Source organism: Pseudomonas benzenivorans (assembly GCF_024397895.1).
GTDB lineage: Bacteria > Pseudomonadota > Gammaproteobacteria > Pseudomonadales > Pseudomonadaceae > Aquipseudomonas > Aquipseudomonas benzenivorans_A.
Map to the genome: position 1 here is coordinate 1,219,167 of NZ_CP073346.1, position 18,545 is coordinate 1,237,711.

Annotated in this window: 15 protein-coding genes and 1 pseudogene; 5 read left to right on the forward strand and 11 right to left on the reverse strand. The window is 62.7% G+C overall.

All coding sequences use genetic code 11. The annotated features are described in order from the left end of the window. Positions 1-114 precede the first annotated feature (114 nt). The 8 genes from KDW96_RS05755 to KDW96_RS05790 all read right to left on the reverse strand — a co-directional run bounded on the left by KDW96_RS05755 (position 115) and on the right by KDW96_RS05790 (position 8,427). Positions 115-873 (reverse strand): SDR family NAD(P)-dependent oxidoreductase, encoded by a 759-nt coding sequence (locus KDW96_RS05755; protein WP_255839483.1) that lies wholly within the window; start codon positions 871-873, stop codon positions 115-117. Between the two features lie 10 nt (positions 874-883). Then, positions 884-1,651 carry an SDR family NAD(P)-dependent oxidoreductase gene (locus tag KDW96_RS05760; protein ID WP_255839484.1) on the reverse strand — a complete coding sequence of 256 codons (768 nt, stop codon included), beginning with the start codon at positions 1,649-1,651 and terminating at the stop codon, positions 884-886. Then, entirely contained in the window at positions 1,648-3,033 is a 1,386-nt protein-coding gene (locus KDW96_RS05765) for an MmgE/PrpD family protein (protein WP_255839485.1), read from the reverse strand. The genes KDW96_RS05760 and KDW96_RS05765 overlap by 4 nt, the downstream gene beginning before the upstream one ends. A 90-nt stretch (positions 3,034-3,123) precedes the next feature. Continuing rightward, a complete protein-coding gene (gene proX / locus KDW96_RS05770; RefSeq protein WP_255839486.1) occupies positions 3,124-4,149 on the reverse strand; it encodes a glycine betaine/L-proline ABC transporter substrate-binding protein ProX in 1,026 nt (341 codons plus the stop codon). A gap of 62 nt (positions 4,150-4,211) precedes the next feature. Next, the gene (gene proW / locus KDW96_RS05775; protein ID WP_255839487.1) at positions 4,212-5,162 is read right to left on the reverse strand and encodes a glycine betaine/L-proline ABC transporter permease ProW; all 951 of its coding nucleotides are present in this window, start codon (positions 5,160-5,162) and stop codon (positions 4,212-4,214) included. 54 nt (positions 5,163-5,216) lie between these two features. Next, positions 5,217-6,389, reverse strand: coding sequence for a quaternary amine ABC transporter ATP-binding protein (locus KDW96_RS05780; RefSeq protein WP_255839488.1), 1,173 nt, complete (start codon positions 6,387-6,389; stop codon positions 5,217-5,219). Positions 6,390-6,760: 371 nt separating this feature from the next. Further along, on the reverse strand, positions 6,761-7,567 hold the full coding sequence (locus KDW96_RS05785; RefSeq protein WP_255839489.1) for a pyrroline-5-carboxylate reductase family protein: 807 nt from the start codon (positions 7,565-7,567) through the stop codon (positions 6,761-6,763). 179 nt (positions 7,568-7,746) lie between these two features. Next, positions 7,747-8,427, reverse strand: coding sequence for a TetR/AcrR family transcriptional regulator (locus KDW96_RS05790; RefSeq protein ID WP_255839490.1), 681 nt, complete (start codon positions 8,425-8,427; stop codon positions 7,747-7,749). Between the two features lie 298 nt (positions 8,428-8,725). Between KDW96_RS05790 and KDW96_RS05795 the strand changes: the two genes are divergently transcribed. The 5 genes and pseudogenes from KDW96_RS05795 to KDW96_RS05810 all read left to right on the forward strand — a co-directional run bounded on the left by KDW96_RS05795 (position 8,726) and on the right by KDW96_RS05810 (position 14,972). Next, a complete protein-coding gene (locus KDW96_RS05795) occupies positions 8,726-10,762 on the forward strand; it encodes an NADH:flavin oxidoreductase (protein ID WP_255839491.1) in 2,037 nt (678 codons plus the stop codon). Positions 10,763-11,370: 608 nt separating this feature from the next. Next, positions 11,371-12,387, forward strand: a complete 1,017-nt coding sequence (locus tag KDW96_RS05800; protein ID WP_255839492.1) for a Kelch repeat-containing protein — start codon at positions 11,371-11,373, stop codon at positions 12,385-12,387. 306 nt (positions 12,388-12,693) lie between these two features. Continuing rightward, entirely contained in the window at positions 12,694-13,050 is a 357-nt protein-coding gene (locus tag KDW96_RS05805; RefSeq protein WP_370295340.1) for a DOPA 4,5-dioxygenase family protein, read from the forward strand. 180 nt (positions 13,051-13,230) lie between these two features. Then, positions 13,231-13,326: pseudogene (locus KDW96_RS22175) on the forward strand (hypothetical protein); the annotation flags it as partial. A 458-nt stretch (positions 13,327-13,784) separates the two neighbouring features. Continuing rightward, a complete protein-coding gene (locus KDW96_RS05810) occupies positions 13,785-14,972 on the forward strand; it encodes an aromatic ring-hydroxylating oxygenase subunit alpha (RefSeq protein ID WP_255839493.1) in 1,188 nt (395 codons plus the stop codon). A gap of 92 nt (positions 14,973-15,064) precedes the next feature. Here KDW96_RS05810 and KDW96_RS05815 read toward each other — a convergent pair whose 3' ends face one another. The 3 genes from KDW96_RS05815 to KDW96_RS05825 all read right to left on the reverse strand — a co-directional run bounded on the left by KDW96_RS05815 (position 15,065) and on the right by KDW96_RS05825 (position 18,376). Then, positions 15,065-15,976, reverse strand: coding sequence for a LysR substrate-binding domain-containing protein (locus KDW96_RS05815; protein WP_255839494.1), 912 nt, complete (start codon positions 15,974-15,976; stop codon positions 15,065-15,067). Positions 15,977-16,304: 328 nt separating this feature from the next. Then, entirely contained in the window at positions 16,305-17,297 is a 993-nt protein-coding gene (locus tag KDW96_RS05820) for an isopenicillin N synthase family dioxygenase (RefSeq protein ID WP_255839495.1), read from the reverse strand. Positions 17,298-17,383: 86 nt separating this feature from the next. Next, positions 17,384-18,376 (reverse strand): GlxA family transcriptional regulator, encoded by a 993-nt coding sequence (locus KDW96_RS05825; RefSeq protein WP_255839496.1) that lies wholly within the window; start codon positions 18,374-18,376, stop codon positions 17,384-17,386. Positions 18,377-18,545: the final 169 nt, after the last annotated feature.

Below are 18,545 nucleotides of genomic sequence, written 5' to 3' on the forward strand. Positions count from 1 at the left end.
GGAGCCGTTCGCTGCCCAGTCTGGTCGATGCACTGTATTACAAACGCACGCGCCCCAGGTGCCTACTTCCGACACCTGGGGCGCGCTGGCGCAGGGCATCCTGCCCGCGGCGACTCAGAACGGCAGGGGCAGCTTGGCGGTGCGGCCGCCGTCGACCACCAGGATCTGCCCGGTGACGAAGGCCGCCTCGTCGGAGGCGAGGAACACCACCGCGCCACCGACATCCTGCGGCGTGCCGGTGCGGCCCACCGGGTGCATGGCCAGCAGGCCCTGGCGCGCCCCGACCGGGTCGGCCTGGACGTCGATGTAGGCGTTGCTCAGGTCCGAGTCGATCCAGCCCGGGGCGATGGCGTTGCAGCGCACCCCGTCGCGCCCCAGGTCCACCGCCAGGGCCCGGGTCAGGCCGTGGATACCGGCCTTGGAGGCGCAGTAGGCGGCGTGCTGCGGGTTGGCGCCGAGGCCTTCGATCGAACCGATGTTGATGATGCTGCCGCCGCCGCGCTGGCGCATCTGGCCCAGCAGCTCGCGGGCGAGGAACACGGGCGCGCGCAGGTTGACCACCAGCATTCGGTCCCAGTCCTGCTCGCTCATCGTCTCGATCGGCTGCTCGAACATGAAGCCGGCGTTGTTCACCAGCACATCGATGCCGCCGATCAGCTCGGCCGCGGCCTGGGCGATCAGGCGCGGGGCGCCGGATTCGGCCAGGTCGGCCTCGACGAAGAACACGTCCGGGTGATCCGCCAGCTCGGCGTCCAGGGCCTGGCGCTGGGCCACCAGCACCCGCGCGCCGGCGGCCAGGAGTTTCTCGGTGATGCCGCGGCCGATGCCGCGGCCGCCGCCGGTGACCAGGGCATTCTTTCCAGTCAGTAACATGGTCGTCTCCTTAGCCCGAAACCGGCTTGGCGCCGGTCACCTCGAGGGTCTCGCCGGCGATGTAACGGGCCTCGTCGGAGGCCAGGAAGGCGATCACGTCGGCGATGTCCTCCGGCTCGGCGATGCGCCCCAGGGGCACGCTCTTGTTCAATTCTTCCACCGCCTGGTCCGGGTCCAGGCCGCGACGGGCGAAGCCGGTGCGGATCATCGGCGTGTTGATCTCGTGGGGGCACACGGCGTTGACGCGGATGCCCAGGGGCGCGCAGTCGCGGCCGAGGTTCTTGCTCAGGGCCGCCACCGCGCCCTTGCTGGTGCAGTAGGCGACGTGCCCCGGGCCCGGATAGACGCCCCACACCGAGGAGGTGTTGACGATGGCCGCGCCCTTGCGCCCCTTCATGTGCGGGATGGCCGCGCGGCAGATGTAGAACACCGCGTTGAGGTTGACGCCCATGGCGTCGAACCACATCTCGTCGGTGGTTTCCTCGATGGTGCCGCGGGGGATGATGCCGGCGTTGTTGAGCACGATGTCGAGGCCGCCGAAGGCCTCCACCGCGGCGCTGACCAGCGCCTCGCAATAGCTCTTCTGCTTCAGGTCGCCGGCCAGGTAGCTGACCTCGGCGCCGAGGGCGCGGGCGCGCTCGGCGATGGCCGCGCAGCCCAGCTCGTCGCGGTCCGACAGCATCAATCGGGCGCCCTCGCGGGCGAACAGCAGGGCCAGGGCCTGGCCGACGCCGCCGGCGGCGCCGGTGATCAGGGTCGCTTTCTCGGCAAACTTCATAGGGCGATCTCCATGGCGTGAGGTTGAGCCGCCAGCGCTTGCGCGGCTTCGGGCTGGAACAGCAGATCAAATAGAACCGAGCAGTCGCTGCTGGCCGGCAGCGCGGCGACGGCCTGCTCGATGGCCTGGCACTGGCTAGCACTGAGGCTGACCGAGGCCAGCAGGTGGAACTTGGCGCTGAATTCCGCCGCGCTCATGGCGGTGGCCGGATCGCCCTTGGCCGCGGTGATCGGGCTGGTGAAGCCTTGGCCATCCTTGAGCGACACCGAGACCCGCGAGAGGATTTCATTGGGGAAGCGTGCCGACAGGTCATCGGCCTCGACGATCTCGATGCGCCGGCTGACCGCGAGGATGTCGGCGGCGTGGATCGCCTCGCCGGTCACCTCCAGCGGGCCGACCTGGCCGCGGGCCACCAGGGCCGCCAGGGGGAACGCCAGGGCGTACTGGGCCTCGTCGGCGTTGGCCGGGGTATGACCCTGCAGACGCATGGACTCGTGGAAGGTCTCGACCTCAATGCGCTCGATGGCCTCGCCGGTGATCTGCGGGTGCTCGGCCAGCAGCGCGGTCATCGCGGTCAGCGCCGGCTGCGCCCAGCGGCACACCGGCCAGGGCTTGAAGTACTGGGCGTCGATCTCCCAGCGCTGGCCGAGGTCGTGCCACTGGGCGGCCACGGCCGTGGTCTCCACGGTTTCGGCCGGTGCCCCGGTGACCCCGGCCTGGGCCAGCAGCAGGGCGTTGAGCCCGGCATGGGCGCCGGCGCCGTGGGCGTCACGCAGCATCGAGGGGTGATCGACCAGGCGCATCATCGGGCAGCGCGGGCCGAAGTATTCGGCAATGCCCAGGGCATGGCGGAAGGTCTGCTCGTCCAGGCCGAGCAGGCGCGCGCCGCCACAGACCACGCCAAGCCCGGAGAAGGCGCCGGATGCGTGGTACTCGGGCGCCGTGGCCATCAGCGCGGCGCCGGCGCGCAGCGCCGTCTCGTAGCCGATGCACAGGGCGCTGAGCAGCTCCTCGCCGCTGATCGCCCGGCCCTGCTCGCGGCAGGCATCGACCAGCGCCAGCAGCGCCGGCACCACGGTGGCGCCGGCATGGCCCTTGGAGGTGAAGTGGCCCTCGTGGGCATCCAGGCTGTCGACGCTGAAACCGCCGGCCCAGGCCGCGCCCAGGGGGTGCACCGCGCGCCCGTCGAACAGCAGGCGGCTGGCCAGGGCGCCGGCCGGGTAATGGCTGACGGCGTAGTGTTTGAGGGCCTGACTGGTCTGGTTGTCGCGGGCGCCGGCGGCGACCCCGAGGATATCCAGCAGGCAGGTCTGCAGCAGCGCGCGGGTATGGGCCGGCGCCTGGTTGAAACTGAAATCACGGACGAACGAATAGAGCGACATGCGGTAACTCCACAGACGACACTCGGACAGGCGGGAAAAAAAGGTGCCCGTAGCGGGCACCTAACAGGGTGGAAGCGGGAAAGGCAGGACTCAGTTGGCGGCGGCGCGGGAGGCGGCCAGCCAGGCGTCGAACTGCTCGCGGTTAGCGGCGATCCACTCGGCGGCGTGGCGCTCGATATCCTTGGCGCTGTTCTCGCCGTTCTGCATCTTCAGGTTCTGCGCGCTCTCATCGCCGGAGCTGATCTGCACCTGGGACAGGAACTTGGTGGCGACCGGGTTCTCGGCGGCGAAGTCCTTGTTCAGCACGCTCTGGATCTTGTCCACGGCGAAACCGAGGTTCTTGCCGTCGAAGCTGGTGTTGGTGTCGTTCTTGCCGTCCGGCAGGTCGGTGTGCGGCACTTCCAGCCAGACCACATCCTTGCCCTCGACCAGCACGCCGGCGATCCACTGCGGCACCCAGGTGTAGTAGAGGATCGACTGACCGTCCTTGTAGCGGGCGATGGTGTCGGCCATCAGGGCGAAGTAGGAGCCGCGGTTGTGGCTGACGGTCTGCTCCAGGTCATAGGCCTTGAGGTGGTGGTCGATCACCAGCTCGCAGCCCCAGCCCGGGTTGCAGCCGGTGAGGTCGGCCTTGCCGTCGCCGTTGGCGTCGAACAGCTTGGCGATCTCCGGCTTCTTCAGGTCGGCCACGGACTTGATGCCATGGGCATCGGCGGTCTTCTTGTCGATCAGGTAGCCCTGCAACACACCGGGGATCACTTCGCCGGCCTTGACCAGGGTGTCGTCGCCGCCGACCTTCTGGTAGAAGGTGTCGTGCAGCTTGTCCCACAGGTGCACGGAGAAGTCGGCATCGCCGTAGGACAGCGCCAGCATCATCGCCGCGTATTCGGTTTCCTTGGGTTCCTGTACCTCGTAACCCAGCTCGCGCAGGCCGGCCATGGCCACCTCACCGCGGAAGCGCTCCTCGGCGATGCTCGGGAAGATCGGCGTCACTTCCACGCCCTCGCCGGGCTTCTCGGCGCTCGCCGCCTGGCCATACAGTGGCAGCAGGCTCAGGGACGCCACGGCGGCGCAGTGCAGGACCTTCTGGGTGAAGCCACGCTTTTCGAAACTCATCGTCATCTACCTCTGGGTTTTGTTGTTCGTCGGGTATTTCGATTGGGTTCAGGAACCAGGCCTCAGGCCTGGGCTTTGGCACTTGCCGGGCGGCTGCCCAGCAGGCCCATCAGCAGGCCGATGGGGCCGCTGTGGTACCAGCGCAGGCTCGGGTCGGCGCTGCTGCGCTCGCCCATGGCCTGGGTCAGGCGGTCGAGGAAGATTGCCAGCAGCACCAGACCGACCCCGCCAACCGTGGCCAGGCCCATGTCCAGGCGGCCGATGCCGCGCAGAACCATCTGCCCCAGGCCGCCGACCGAGATCATCGAGGCGATCACCACCATCGACAGCGACAGCATCAGGGTCTGGTTGACGCCGGCCATGATGGTCGGCGCGGCCAGCGGCAGCTGCACGCGCCGCAGCATCTGCCAGGGGGTGCAGCCGAAGGCGCGGGCCGCCTCGATCTTGTCTTCCGGCACCTGGCGGATGCCCAGGTTGGTCAGGCGCACCAGCGGCGGCACGGCGAACACGATGGTCACCAGCACCCCCGGCACGTTGCCGATGCCGAACAGCATCACCACCGGCACCAGGTAGACGAAGGCCGGCAGGGTCTGCATGGCGTCGAGCACCGGCCGCACCACCTTCTCCAGGCGATCGCTGCGGGCCGAAAGGATGCCCAGGGGCACGCCGACCAGGGCGCAGAAGAACACCGAGGTCAGCACCAGGGCCAGGGTGGTCATGGACTCCGACCAGACCCCGATCAGACCCAGCAGGGTCAGGGTCACGGCACACAGCAGGCCCATGCGCGGCCCGGCCACCTGCCAGCCAAGCAGCGAGGACAGGAGGATGCCGATGGTCGGCGGGATGCTCTGCAGGGTGAACTCGAAGCCGTTGAGTACCTGGTCGATCGGCCAGCGAATGGCGCGAAAGAAGTCGCGAAAGTTCTGCACCAGGTAATTGAGGCTGCTTTCCACCCAGTCGCCCAGGGGGATGTTCAAGGTCTGGAAGGGATCGAGAAGGCTGAACTCTGACATCGTGGTTACCTATTCTGTGAAGTTGCGGCGCATGCCGGGTCGACGGTCCGCCGCTCAGTGGCGACTCATGGTGTGCAGCAGCAAGCTCTTGGAAATGGTGCCCTTGAAGGCGCCGGCATGGTCCAGCACCGGCACCGGGTAGGGCACCTCGGCGACGATATCCAGCACGTCGTGCAGCGGCGTATCGATGTAGATGGGCTGGTGGCAGTCCAGTCGGAGCTGCTCGATGCGCCCGGGTTCGGCGCCGTCACGCATCTGCGCCGGGTCGACCACGGCGAGCAACTTGTCCTGCTCGTTGACCAGGTAGCCGAAGGGCACGCCTGCGGCGAAGGCCGGCACATGGCCGTTGACCCGGCACACCGTGGTCGGGTCCAGTTGGGCGACGTCGCCGGCCTTGAGCACCCGGGAGCTGTCGAAGCCCTTGAAGAAGGCCTCGACATAGTCGTTGGCCGGGTTGCACAGCAGTTCCTGGGGCGTGCCGATCTGCACCACCCGACCGCCTTCCATGATGGCGATGCGATGGCCGATGCGGATGGCCTCTTCGATGTCGTGGGAGATGAAGATGATGGTGCGCTGCTGCTCGGCCTGCAGGCGGATCAGCTCGCCCTGCATCTCGCTGCGGATCAGCGGGTCGAGGGCGGAGAAGGCTTCGTCCATCAGCAGGATGGTCGGGTCGTTGGTCAGCGCCCGGGCCAGGCCGACACGCTGCTGCATGCCGCCGGACAGCTGGTGCGGGTAGCTGTTCTCGTGCCCGGCCAGGCCGACCTGGGCCAGGGCCTCCATGGCCCGGGCGCGGCGCTCCTGCTCGCTGATGCCGGAGATCTCCAGGCCGAACGCGGCGTTGTCCAGCACGCTCATGTGCGGCATCAGGGCGAAGGACTGGAAGACCATGCCCATTTCCTTGCGCCGCACGTTGGTCAGCTCCTTGTCCGACAGCCCGGTGATCTCCCGGCCGTTGAGGTGGATGCTGCCGGAGGTGGGTTCGATCAGCCGGTTGAACAGGCGCACCATGGTCGACTTGCCCGAGCCGGACAGGCCCATGATGACGAAGATTTCGCCGCGCTTGACCGAGAAGCTGGCGTCGAACACGCCGACGACCTGGCCGGTCTTCTGGAATATCTCGTTTTTGTCGGCGCCCTTGCGCAACATATCCATGGCCACTTCCGGCTGCGCGCCGAATACCTTGAATATGTTCTTGACCGAAAGTATCTCGTCAGCTTGGGTCATTACGCCCTCTTCTTATCGATATATACAGCGTGACTTGGCTGGCGCCGTTTGGCGCTTTATCCAGGGCGAAGTCATCCCGCCAGCACACAACTTCGGAGAAGTTGTCGCCGGCCAATCAATGGCCTGGATCACCGTGAATATGCCCTTGGTGGCGACCTGTAGGAGTGCCGCCGGGTGAGTTCAAATTAGAGTTTGGGCGGCCGAGCGTCCAACTACATTTGTTCGGCTTAAACAATAACCTGATGTTATTGATTGACCGGGCAGTCACCGCCGAGCGAAGTGGCTGGCGGAGGCGCACAGCGCTCAAACGCAGTACCGGGAAAGCGCGCGGGCAAGGAGGTCGGGAAGCAAGCGCCCAGCCGGGCGCCGGGCTATCTTCTGGGTTGGGCGTAGCCGGCTTTCATGCGCTGGGCTGCCGCTTCGGCCGCCTCCAGCCCGGCGTCGACGGCCTGCTTGAAGCCGGCGTCGAGCATGGCCTGCAACCCGGCGGCGGTGGTGCCGCGGTAGTCGAGCATGGCCTGGACCATCTCGGCCGGCGACATGCCGCCGCGGCCGAGCAGCTGGCTCGCACCGACCACCACGCCGCGCACCGCGTTCTCGGCCACCTGAGGCGAAATACCCCGGGCCAGGGCATGGGCGAGCATGGCCTCGGCCAGCAGCGCCGGATAGGCCGCGCCCGAGCCGACCAGTCCGGTCAGGTAGTCGAGGTCGGCTTCGCCAGCCACTTCGTCGGCGCTGCCGCAGGCCTCGAACATCGCCTGGGTGAAGGCCTTGTCGGCGGCCGTCACCGCCGCCGTGGCGAACCAGGGCGCGTAGCACTGGCCGATCTCGGCCGCGGCATTGGGCATCGCGCGGATCACCCTGCGGCTGCCGGTGCGCTCGACAAGGGTGTCGACCGAGACCCCGGCCATAAAGGAGATCACCAGCTTGTCCGCCGCATCGACCTGCACCTCGGCGAACTGCTCGGGGCGCACCGACAGCACGATGACGTCGGCTTGCCGCGCCAGTTCCCCGTTATCCGTGGTCAGCTGCACCTCGGGCCAGGCGTCGAAGCCCTCGACCCGCCCGCTGCGGCTGGAGAGAATCAAATTGGCCGGCGCCAGCACGCCCTTGACGAGCATGGCGGCGCCGATGGAGCGGCCCAGCCAGCCGCCCCCGCCGATGATTCCGAGCGTCATTGCCTGTGCCATCTCACCCCCTATGAGCCGATTTCGTTGATTCAAGGGAAAGGCCGCGGTTCGCGGCGCCGCTTACCGCCCGTACCGGCGCAGCACACCTGTACGGTGGGCAGCGCCAGTGGATGGCTACGGCCGGCCACCCCAGGGGCGTGGAACTTTGCTCGCTCGAGTCCGCGGCGCTAGCGCTGCAGCGGACTCTTCGCCCCCAGCGCCACCAGGGTCGGCGCCTGCACGGCATAGCCATGGCGGGCATAGAAGCGCTCCAGTTCGCGGGGCTGCGGCAGCTGGCCGGTGAAGATCTTCACGTACTCGGGAATGCGCTGCATGCGCGTCAGCGCATCCTCGCGGGTGTTCATGCTGATGTAGCCGATCTGCGTCAGGTAGGTGGAGCGGGCGCGTACGTCGGCACTGATGGGCTCGTAGCCGAAGCGCTCGAACATGGCGCCCAGCGCCGCCAGGCGTGTCTTGTCCGCTACCTCGACCTCCTCCGCCACCCTGGGTTCCTGCAGCGCCCAACTGCGCACCGCGAACTCGAACTGGGAGTCGAACAGGGACGGATTCAGCCAGCAGTCGAACACGTTGAGCGTGGCCTCGGCGATGCTTTCGGCGTAGGCGTCGGCCTGGCTGACCAGGTTGCCGGTGTTCTTCGCCCGCCAGCGCTCGATCAGCGCCGCCAGCAGTTCCTCGCGGTCCTTGAAGAACCAGTAGAAGCTGGTGCGCGACAGGTTCAGCTTCTTGGCCAGTGGCTGGATGCGCACGGCCTCGACGCCCGACTCGACCAGGCTGTCGTAGGCGGCCTGCAGCCAGCCCTCGGCCGAGCCGCGCCAGCCGCTCTCGGTGGATTTGCTCTGTGTAGTCATGGCCCGATCCTAGCGGCCGCCCCCCCTCTGTACAAGCAGAATGTCCAGAAACGTTGGTAAAAATGACATAGCTGTACATTCAACCCAAACCACCAGCGCCGCTGGATATTCCGCCAGGAACAGCTAGACGCCTTAGAACCAATGATTTGACTCTGTAAACGCCATTGCCTGCGACATCAAATAGTCGTGAGCGACATCTGAGCTTCAGACAAATGTACATCTAGGTTCACTAAATAGACACTCATGTACATTAAGCCCGAACGGCCACCCCAACCCTTCTCTGCGTGGAGCCCAGACCATGTCCAACGACCCGCTTCTCCAGCCCTACCAGCTCAAGCACCTGACCCTGCGCAACCGCATCATCACCACCTCCCACGAACCGGCCTACCCCGAGGACGGCATGCCCAAGGCGCTGTATCGCGCCTACCACGTGGAGCGGGCCAAGGCCGGGGTGGCCCTGACCATGACCGCCGGTTCGGCGGCGGTGTCGCGCGACAGCCCGCCGGTGTTCAACAACATCCTCGCCTACAAGGACGAGGTGGTCGGCTGGATGAAGGACCTGACCGACGAGTGCCACGAGCACGGCGCCGCGGTGATGATCCAGCTGACCCACCTGGGCCGGCGCACCCGCTGGGACAAGGGCGACTGGCTGCCGGTGGTGTCGCCCTCGCACAATCGCGAGGCGGCCCACCGCGCTTTCCCCAAGAAGCTGGAAGACTGGGACATCGAGCGCATCATCAAGGACTACGCCGACGCCGCCGAGCGGATGAAGGCCGCCGGCCTCGACGGCATCGAACTGCAGGCCTACGGCCACCTGATGGACCAGTTCTGGTCGCCTTTGACCAACGAGCTGGACGCGCCCTACGGCGGCTCCCTGGACAATCGCCTGCGCTTCACCTTCGACGTGCTCAAGGCCGTGCGCCAGCGCGTCGGCAACGAGTTCATCGTCGGCGTGCGCTACACCGCCGACGAGGCGCTGGCCGGCGGCCTGGGCGCCGAAGAAGGCCTGGACATCTCGCGCCGCCTCAAGGACAGCGGCATGGTGGATTTTCTCAACATCATCCGCGGCCACATCGACACCGACCCGGGCCTGACCGACGTGATCCCGATCCAGGGCATGGCCAACTCGCCGCACCTGGATTTCGCCGGGCAGATCCGCGCCGCCACCGACTTTCCCACCTTCCACGCCGCGAAGATTCCGGACATCGCCACGGCGCGCCACGCCATCGCCTCGGGCAAGGTCGACATGGTCGGCATGACCCGCGCGCACATGACCGACCCGCACATCGTGCGCAAGCTGATCGAAGGCCGCGAAGAAGCCATCCGCCCCTGCGTCGGCGCCAACTACTGCCTCGACCGCATCTACCAGGGCGGCGCGGCCTACTGCATCCACAACGCCGCCACCGGCCGCGAAACCAGCATGCCCCACGACATCCCCAAGGCCGCCGCGCGGCGCAAGGTGGTGATCATCGGCGCCGGTCCCGCCGGGCTGGAGGCGGCCCGGGTGGCCGGCGAGCGCGGCCACCAGGTGCTGGTGATCGAGGCGGCCGACCAGCCCGGCGGGCAGATCCGCCTGACCGCCCGCAGCCCGCGCCGGCGCGAGATGCTCAGCATCATCGAATGGCGCATGAGCCAGTGCCAGGCCCTGGGCGTGGAGTTTCGCTTCAACACCTGGGCCGATGCCGAGAGCATCCGCGCCGAGCAGGCCGACGTGGTCATCGTCGCCACCGGCGGCTTCCCCCACAGCGAAGTGCTCAGCGCCGGCAACGAGCACGTGGTCTCGGCCTGGGACATCATCTCCGGCGACGTCAAGCCGGGGCGCAACGTGCTGCTGTTCGACGACGCCGGCGACCACGCCGCCCTGCAGGCCGCCGAATTCATCGCCCAGAGCGGCGCCAAGCTGGAAATCATGACCCCCGACCGCAGCTTCGCCCCGGAAGTCATGGCCATGAACCTGGTGCCCTACATGCGCTCGCTGCAGAAGCTCGACACCACCTTCACCGTCACCTACCGCCTGGCCTCCGTGGCCCGCGACGGTGGCGAGCTGGTGGCGCAGATCGACAGCGACTACGGCGGCGTGCGCAAGGAACGCCGGGTGGACCAGGTGGTGGTCAACCACGGCACCCTGCCGATGGACGAGCTGTACCTGGAACTCAGGCCCTTCTCGCGCAACCTCGGCGCGGTCGAATACGCCGACCTGATCGTCGGCCAGCCGCAGACCCGCGACGACAACCCGGACGGCGAGTTCCAGCTGTTCCGCATCGGCGATGCAGTGGCCGCACGCAACACCCACGCGGCCATCTACGACGCCCTGCGCCTGGTCAAGGACCTGTAAGGGCCGGGCCTGACGAGCCAGCAGGCACCAGGGGCACATGACGATCGAACCGTCATGTGCCTTGCTTCCGCGCAGGTTGCCCCCGACCCACCGACCTCGCTCACGCCCTACAGCAGCACATAGCTGACCTGCGCTCGCAGGCAGAGCGCGCGCATTCACTGCTCGAAAATTGGGAAGCAGTACGGCCCAGGGCATGAGCAGCCTTGGCAAACGACGACCCTCGGCTTGACCCCATCGCGGCCTGGAAAAACCGACACCTCAGCCAACAGCAGTCGAATACTGTCGAATGCGCGTGCTTCCTCAGCACCGACTCGGAAATATTGGGTTTTTCGTGCATGGCCCATCATTTTCTTGTTGCCCCCGCTGGCACCTCCCAAACAGGCAAGGAACGCCCAAGGCGAAAAGAAATGTCACCCAAATAACGGTGCGTTCAACCCGCCAACTGGCGTCTAATTTTCGTTACGCGTTGCTTACGGAATAGTTGCCAAGCAAAACGACTGCGCTCCGGCACAACGATTGGCGGGCGACGACGCAACAAACTCCGCGCATGCCAGAACCACCACTCAACACGAAAGCCATCGTGCTCTCAACCGAGGAGACCAGGGACCATGCGACAGTCTATAGCCGGCTCAATGAGCGCCATTTATTTAACAGGCGCCATGCTTCTCAGCGGTACAGCAACTGCACAACCTGCTTGGTCAGACGCGGCGCCGTTGCCGTCGCCACGACAGGAAATTTACGCCACTACGCACAACCGGATGATTTATACGGCCGGCGGGCTTGGAGAAGGGGCTTCTGCGGTACGGAGCGAATTTAACGCTTTCGATCCGCAGGAAAATCGCTGGATTGAACTGGCCAAGCTGCCCGCCCCTCGGCATCACGTCACGCTGTCAGCGCTGGACGGCGCAATCTACGCGGTGGGCGGTTTTTCCGGCGCGTTCCCAAACTGGAAATCGGAAAGCTCAGCCTATGCCTACGACCTCGAGACGGGTCAGTGGAGCGCACTCCCTGCTCTGCCTGTTGCACGAGGTGAGCATGTCTCGGCGGCGGTAGATGGAAAGATCTACGTTATTGGCGGACGGGTCGGAGGAACACCAAAGGCAGCTCATTACAAGGATTACCGCGATACGAGTCGCGTCGATGTTTTTGATACAGCCAACCGAACCTGGTCGCGCGGGGTCGACGCGCCAACTGCGCGAAACAGTGCGGCGGGTGTGGTAATTGGCGACAGAATCTACGTCGTCGGTGGTCGCCAGTATCTTGAGTCGAACGGCAACGCAGTCAATGTGAACGTGGCAGCCCTCGAGGTCTTCAATACCAAGACCGGGCTGTGGTCAGTAAAGGCACCGATGCCGAGGGCTTCGGGCGGCATCGCCGCAACCACACTCGATGGAAGACTCTACGTTTTCGGCGGTGAACAATGGACCCCGACCAAGGAAGTGCTCGCCAATGGCTGGGCTTATGATCCGTCTGCGGATGCCTGGGAAGCCTTGCCAGACATGAAGGTGCCACGGCATGGGGCGGCGGCCGGTGCCATCGGTGATCGCATATTCGTTTTTGGCGGGGCGACCAAAGTCGGTGCGGGCGACGTGGCTGTAAACGAGGCGCTTGCGCTAGAGCCGTAACCACATAGCTAAAGGGTCGGAGTGATTTATTTTTATTCACTCCGCCCCCTTTATTGCTGCTCGCCCTGTCGAACCTGTGGATGGTGCGCAGACATTTACTGACGAATGCAGGAGAGGTGCGCCTGTAATGTGGGAAATGGCCGATGCAAGCTGCTCGCGGCGGCTAAAAGTTCAGAAATGAGCGGATGACTTGATCCTTTTTGGTCGAATCGTCGCATCTAAAATCGGCAAGGGCTGAAGTCGGCCGGAAATACCGGGCTACTTCAGACCATCCTTAGGCAAAAAACAGTAGCGAGAACTTAAAAAATGAACAAAACGCAACGGCCGATTAATTCTCACAAAGCCTATCATGCTCATATTTATTTCGACGAAGCGACTAAAGCACAGGCAAGGAAACTGTGTGACATTTCTGCAGAGAAATTTCATCTCAACGTCGGTCGATTTCACGAAAAGTTGATTGGCCCACATCCATGCTGGAGTTGTCAGGTGACATTTGGTGCGAAGGATTTTGAAAACTATATTCCTTGGTTAGATGCTAACAGGGAAAACTTGACGGTATTGGTTCACGCGCTCACAGGTGACGATTATAAAGATCATACTGAGTTCGCCTATTGGCTGGGCCAAGAAGTTGAATTGAATTTGGCTTTTTTCAAAAATACCTAACAAGCATATATGGACGCCCCCCGCAAGCAGCGAGGAATCGCTTTTCAAGCATGCCGTCAGTGTGGTTGGGAAAAAGGGGACAGGTCTATTTATTCAAGCCAAAGGGGGGCGGAGAGCTAAAGGGGTCGGAGTGATTTATTTCTACTCACTCCAACCCCCTTTTATTACGACAATCCGGTCGGCGAGCTCCAGCTGTTGCGCATCGGCGACGCGGTAGCGGCGCGCAACACCCACGCGGCCATCTACGACGCCCTGCGCCTGGTCAAGGACCGCTGACAGAGGCTGCCTGCACGCCGCACACGCCGTCCAATGACGGCGTGTGCGGCGTGCAGGATGTCAGCAGTGAAAGCTCCACCGACCAAGCCGCTCCAAGCCCCCTAATTGATTAAATCCGCTTATGCATGGCATTGGGCGAACTCGTTTGTCAGCAAAACCGCGCCAGCCTAAATTTCACCCACCCGAATAGGGAGCCGCTGATTGATTCGGTTTGCCGCCGCCGAGGCACCCCGCAAGCCTTGATCCAGCTGCGCCTTCGGGACGTTGGCAAAACACCGAGCGACACGCCGCGCTGTTCGCGTTGGCAAACGCTTTGGTAAGCCCCTGCAAGCCAGGGAACAGGTGAATTGAGAGCAGCAAAGCGCTGACACTTCGCCGGAACATCGATTGTTGAAGCGCGAACGGGACAGCAGCCAATAGCGGCGGCCACTTCAGAATCTTTATTAAGAGAAACAGTCTTGGAAAACTACATTTCTGGAATGGGGCTTCCTCAGGAAGCCATATTCGACCTTGATCGTGCCAAGCGTCTTTATTCGAAGAAGTGGTTCTTCGCGGGCACCCGCGGTGACGTGCCCAAACCCAGGGACTACCTCAAGTTCTCCTTGTTCGACGACGAGTATTTCCTGCTGCATGGCACGGACGGCGTGATCCGTTGCATGGCGAACCGCTGCGCGCACCAGAGCGCCCGCCTGCTGCGCGAGACGCATGGAACATGCCCACCGATGATCATGTGCCCCAACCATCAGTGGGTCTATGAACTCAATGGCGGCCGTTTGCTCAATGCACCTGGATTTGCCCCCGACTTCCCTGGCTCGGAGCTGGGACAGTCGATGCATCTCGACAGCCTGCCAGTGGTCGAGGTACACGGTCTGCTGTTCGCCAGTCTGGACCCTGAGTGTGATCGCAGCGATCTGGAAGAAATCGAGAAAATCATCGCACCCTACGCGGCGCCGTTTGGCTTGCAAAACGGTGGCTACAAGCTGGCCTATCACGAATGCGAAATTGTCGACGCCAGCTGGTTCTTGGTGATGATCAACAACCGCGAGTGCTGCCATTGCAATATGAACCACCAGGGCCTGGTTAAACTATTCGACCCCTCCAGTTTCAATGGCGCGCAATCTCCAGCCTATGAGCAACTGTTTGCCCGGGCGGTACAGCGCTGGGAGTCGCTCGGACTGGCGTGGCAGGAGCAAGCCTTCTCACCGAATGATTGCTGCCGCGTGGCGCGCTATCCCATGCAGGAAAACTTCCAATCCATCACCTTTGATGGCAAGCCGGCCAGCAAGAAGCTGATCGGCCCGTTCAAGGACTACGATCAAAGCACGCTGTCGATGTGGTTCAACCCCAACGCCTGGATTCACTTCACCTCGGACCACATTGCGACCAACTGGGTGCTGCCGCTCGGCAGTGACAAATGTGCGCTCTATACCAGCTGGATCGTGCGTGAGGATGCCGTCGAAGGCGTCGATTATCATCCCGAACACATGAAGGAAGTCTGGCAGGTGACCAACGCGGAAGATGTCGCCCTGTGCCAATCGATGACCGCAGGCGCCAAGTCCGCTTTCTATCGACCGGGACCCTTCGCGAAAGATGAGAAGTTTTGTGTTCAGCTAAGCGATTGGTACATGGAGCATTCGGCCGGCTGAGAATTCGCCGGCCTGGCGGGTCAGTGCTTGCCGCCGTGCCTGCGGCGGGGCCGTTGAATCAGCGCCTGGAGAAAACGGTGAACATCGCGGGCTCAGGCCCGCGATGTTCGTTTATCAGCCGTCTGAGCTTCGCCCGTTATCCACTCATGAAAGGCGCGTACGGCGGGTCGCTCCAGCGCGTCGTCCCGGCACACGACAAAATAGCCGTAGCCCTCGAGCGAGATATCGAAAGGCCTGACAAGACGCTTGAGGGATATCTCGTCGGCAATAAGCTCATCGGCCATTGCCCAGCCGCGCCCATCGATGGCCGCCTGGAGGTAAACGTTCGGGTCGCTGATCTTCATGTCATAGGTAGGCCCCGCATCATCGAAACCGGCCAATTTCAGCCACTTCGACCACGCCTCATAGTGCACTTCATCGCGCAACAGAGCCTGCTTGCGTAGCCCTTGAGAGGAGGCTGGAGCCGCCAGGTTTTCAAATAGCGCGGGGCTACAGACAGGGCTGACGGCCGAGGAAAACAACAACTGACTGTTGAGGCCAGGTTGCGGAGCCCAGTCACGCGCCTTCCACATGATCACCATATCCACGCCATCGACACCTGGGCGTGCATTGGTCTCAGGGTGCTGCAATCTGAGCTGGATATCCGGATGCAGATTAGAGAAGCGCCCCAATCTTCTAGACAGCCAATGAATCGCAAAATAGGTACTGAGCGCGACCGTGAGTCGCTCTTCGCGGCTTGTGGCCGAAAAAGTGGCTATTCCTTCGGCAATCTCTGAAAACGCCCGTTGCAACACGGGTAACAGCTGTTGCGCACCCTCGGTTAGCACCACTGTACGTTTCTCACGCAAGAACAGCCGGGCGCCGAGTTCATCCTCCAACATGCGAATCTGGTAACTGACGGCGCCCTGGGTGATATGCAGTTCCTGCGCGGCCTTCGTAAAGCTCAAGTGGCGTGCTGCCGCTTCGAAGGCTCGCAGCGCGGAAAGAGAAGGCAGTCTGGCCATCGGTTAATAGCGTCCAGATTAATTGGATGGGTCATTCAGGTTAGCGCCCATGCGCTATTGCCTTCGCCGTCGTCCAATCACGGACTGGACTATCGCAAGGGCGCGCTTGATCCGGTCAAGCTTGAACGGGTTTCGTCCTCGCCGAACTCAGTCAGCGCGATCTCGCCGCCCACTCGAACGAGGAAAGTCTGCGCATTGCGGTGCCTCAGGCACAGCACCTAACCTTTACACCCATTGTTGCCATACGGCAGGTCGGTTGCGACCTGTAGCGTCCCCCCGCCGTCAGCCCCTCCTCCTGCGGCCCCTTGCGCCCAATTGCTGCTCTGCATTACCCGCCGATGACCACATCCTGCAGATGGGTGTAGCTGTCAACGAACCGCTTGTATTTGTGCTGGCCGCTGGTGTACGGCTGGTACTTGCTGGGTCTGTCTGCACTGATGCAGGTAGGCACCACATCGACCACCGCATCGAAATCGAGGTCGATGAAGAACGGCACCGAATAGCGATCCACACCGCTGGTATTGATCACGCGGTGCATGGTGGAGATATAGCGGTCGTTGGTGAAGGTCTGCACCAGATCGCCGATATTGACAATGAAGGTATCCGCCACCGGCGGTGCGCTGACCCATTCGCCGTCTCGATTCTGCACCTGCAGACCGCCATTGGAATCCTGGGAAAGGATGGTCAGAAAGCCGTAATCGGTGTGCGCACCAATGCCAATCTCTTTCAGCGTGATATCGCCGAACTGTGGCGGATAGTGCAACAGCCGCTGAATAGTGATCGGTTTCTTCTGCAGTTTCTCAAAATAATCCGCCGGCAGATTCAGGCTCAAGGCGATCGCGCTGATCAGTTTACGTGCAAGCCCCAGCATGGCTGCGTGATAGGTCTCCATGACCTGCTTGAATTCTTGAATAGACTCCGGCATCAGGTTGGGGCCAAAGAACGGTGATACCGCCTCTTCGTGCCGACCATAGTCAAAACACTCTTTGAAATCCCTGGTGTTCTGCGGGTCGACATTTTCGCCATACATGGGAATGTAGCCGCGCAAGGTCTGGCCGGAGTTGACGATATTCAACCGATTCTTGACGTCGAATGGCAAGTCAAAAAACTTGCGGGAGAGCCGATACACATCACGCACCAGAGAAGCGGGGACCCCATGATTCTTGATATACAAGAAACCGACATTCTCACAGACACGGCCAATTTGACGCGCCACCGAATGCACATCACTGTCATCCAACAATGGCCCGACATCGACAATGGGGATCTCGTTGAAAGACGTTGACTTGCTGGAAAGACAGCTCTCGATTACTTGCGCCATACTCTGACCCTCGATTTCGGTGGAGTGAAGATAGCCGCTAGCTTCTGCTCACCGGGGTTTCAGAGCTATAACAGAACCGAAGAAATTTATAACTTTTTGACGCTGCGCAAGTGGCTCGGGGAAAAGCCATAGGCCTCCCTGAATCGCTTGGTGAAGTAGCTCTGCGAGGCGAACCCCGTCGCCTGAGCAACAGTTGCGATGGGTAGCAGGGTATCCTCGATCAGGGTCCTGGCGCGCCGCAGCCGCAATTGGAGATAGTAATTGACTGGCGTGGTGTTTTCGTGAGTGCGGAATACCTGCTCCAGCGTCCGCACCGTCGCGCCAATTTTCCCGGCCAATACTTCGATGGGGTAAGGCGCATCGATATTGCTTTCCATCAGTTCGATTGCCGCCCCCAGGCAGGACGACTTCATTCTCAACTCAAGATAGCGGCGACTGTTCTGTATTTCATCCCGCGTTCTGATTCTGTCCTGACAGAACTGATGGGACACTTTCAATGCAAAGTCGGCGCCATGGTCTTGGCCGATGATATAAAGCAGCATGTCGAGCGCGGTAGTGCCGCCCTGACAGGTAAAGACACCCTCCCCCACGGTATAGATGCTCTCGTCAACCGTGACAGCCGGATAGAGCTCCTTGAACGTCGCTATTTGCTCGTTAAACAGCGTGCAGGGAGTTTTTCCCAGAACGCCCGCTTTGGCCAGGATAAAACTGCCACTGGACAAGGATGCGAGTCTGCAACCTTTCTTTTTCAGAGCCTTCAACTTCGAGAACAGCGCGACCCCATCATATCCAGCCGCCTTCTTGTAAGCACAAACAAACAACAAGTTACTGTCTTCGATGTCGCCACAGTGCCCGGACACCCTGATGGGAACGCCGTTCGAGCTACAGACCTCAGTCGCCGTCGGATCGACATCCCCGCTGTACAACCGGTATTCATAGGCCACTTCACCCCATAGGGCGTTGGCGACGCTAAGCGCCTCGATCGCCAACGAAAAAGAAGTCAGGGCAAATCCGGGTACCAGTACAAAGCCGACGCGCCTTGTCTCACATTGATGCAGCTGTGGTGGCATGGCGGCCATTCTCTCTGCTTGAGCACACGATAAGAACGCGGGCGGGAGCCTTGTCATGCCCGCCAGGCTCCGTTGCATCGTCACGCGACATAACCCGGACGTTTCACCAACGCTAAAGGGGTCGCTAAAGGGGTCGGAGTGATTATTTAATCACTCCGACTTCTTTGTTCCGCTTTCA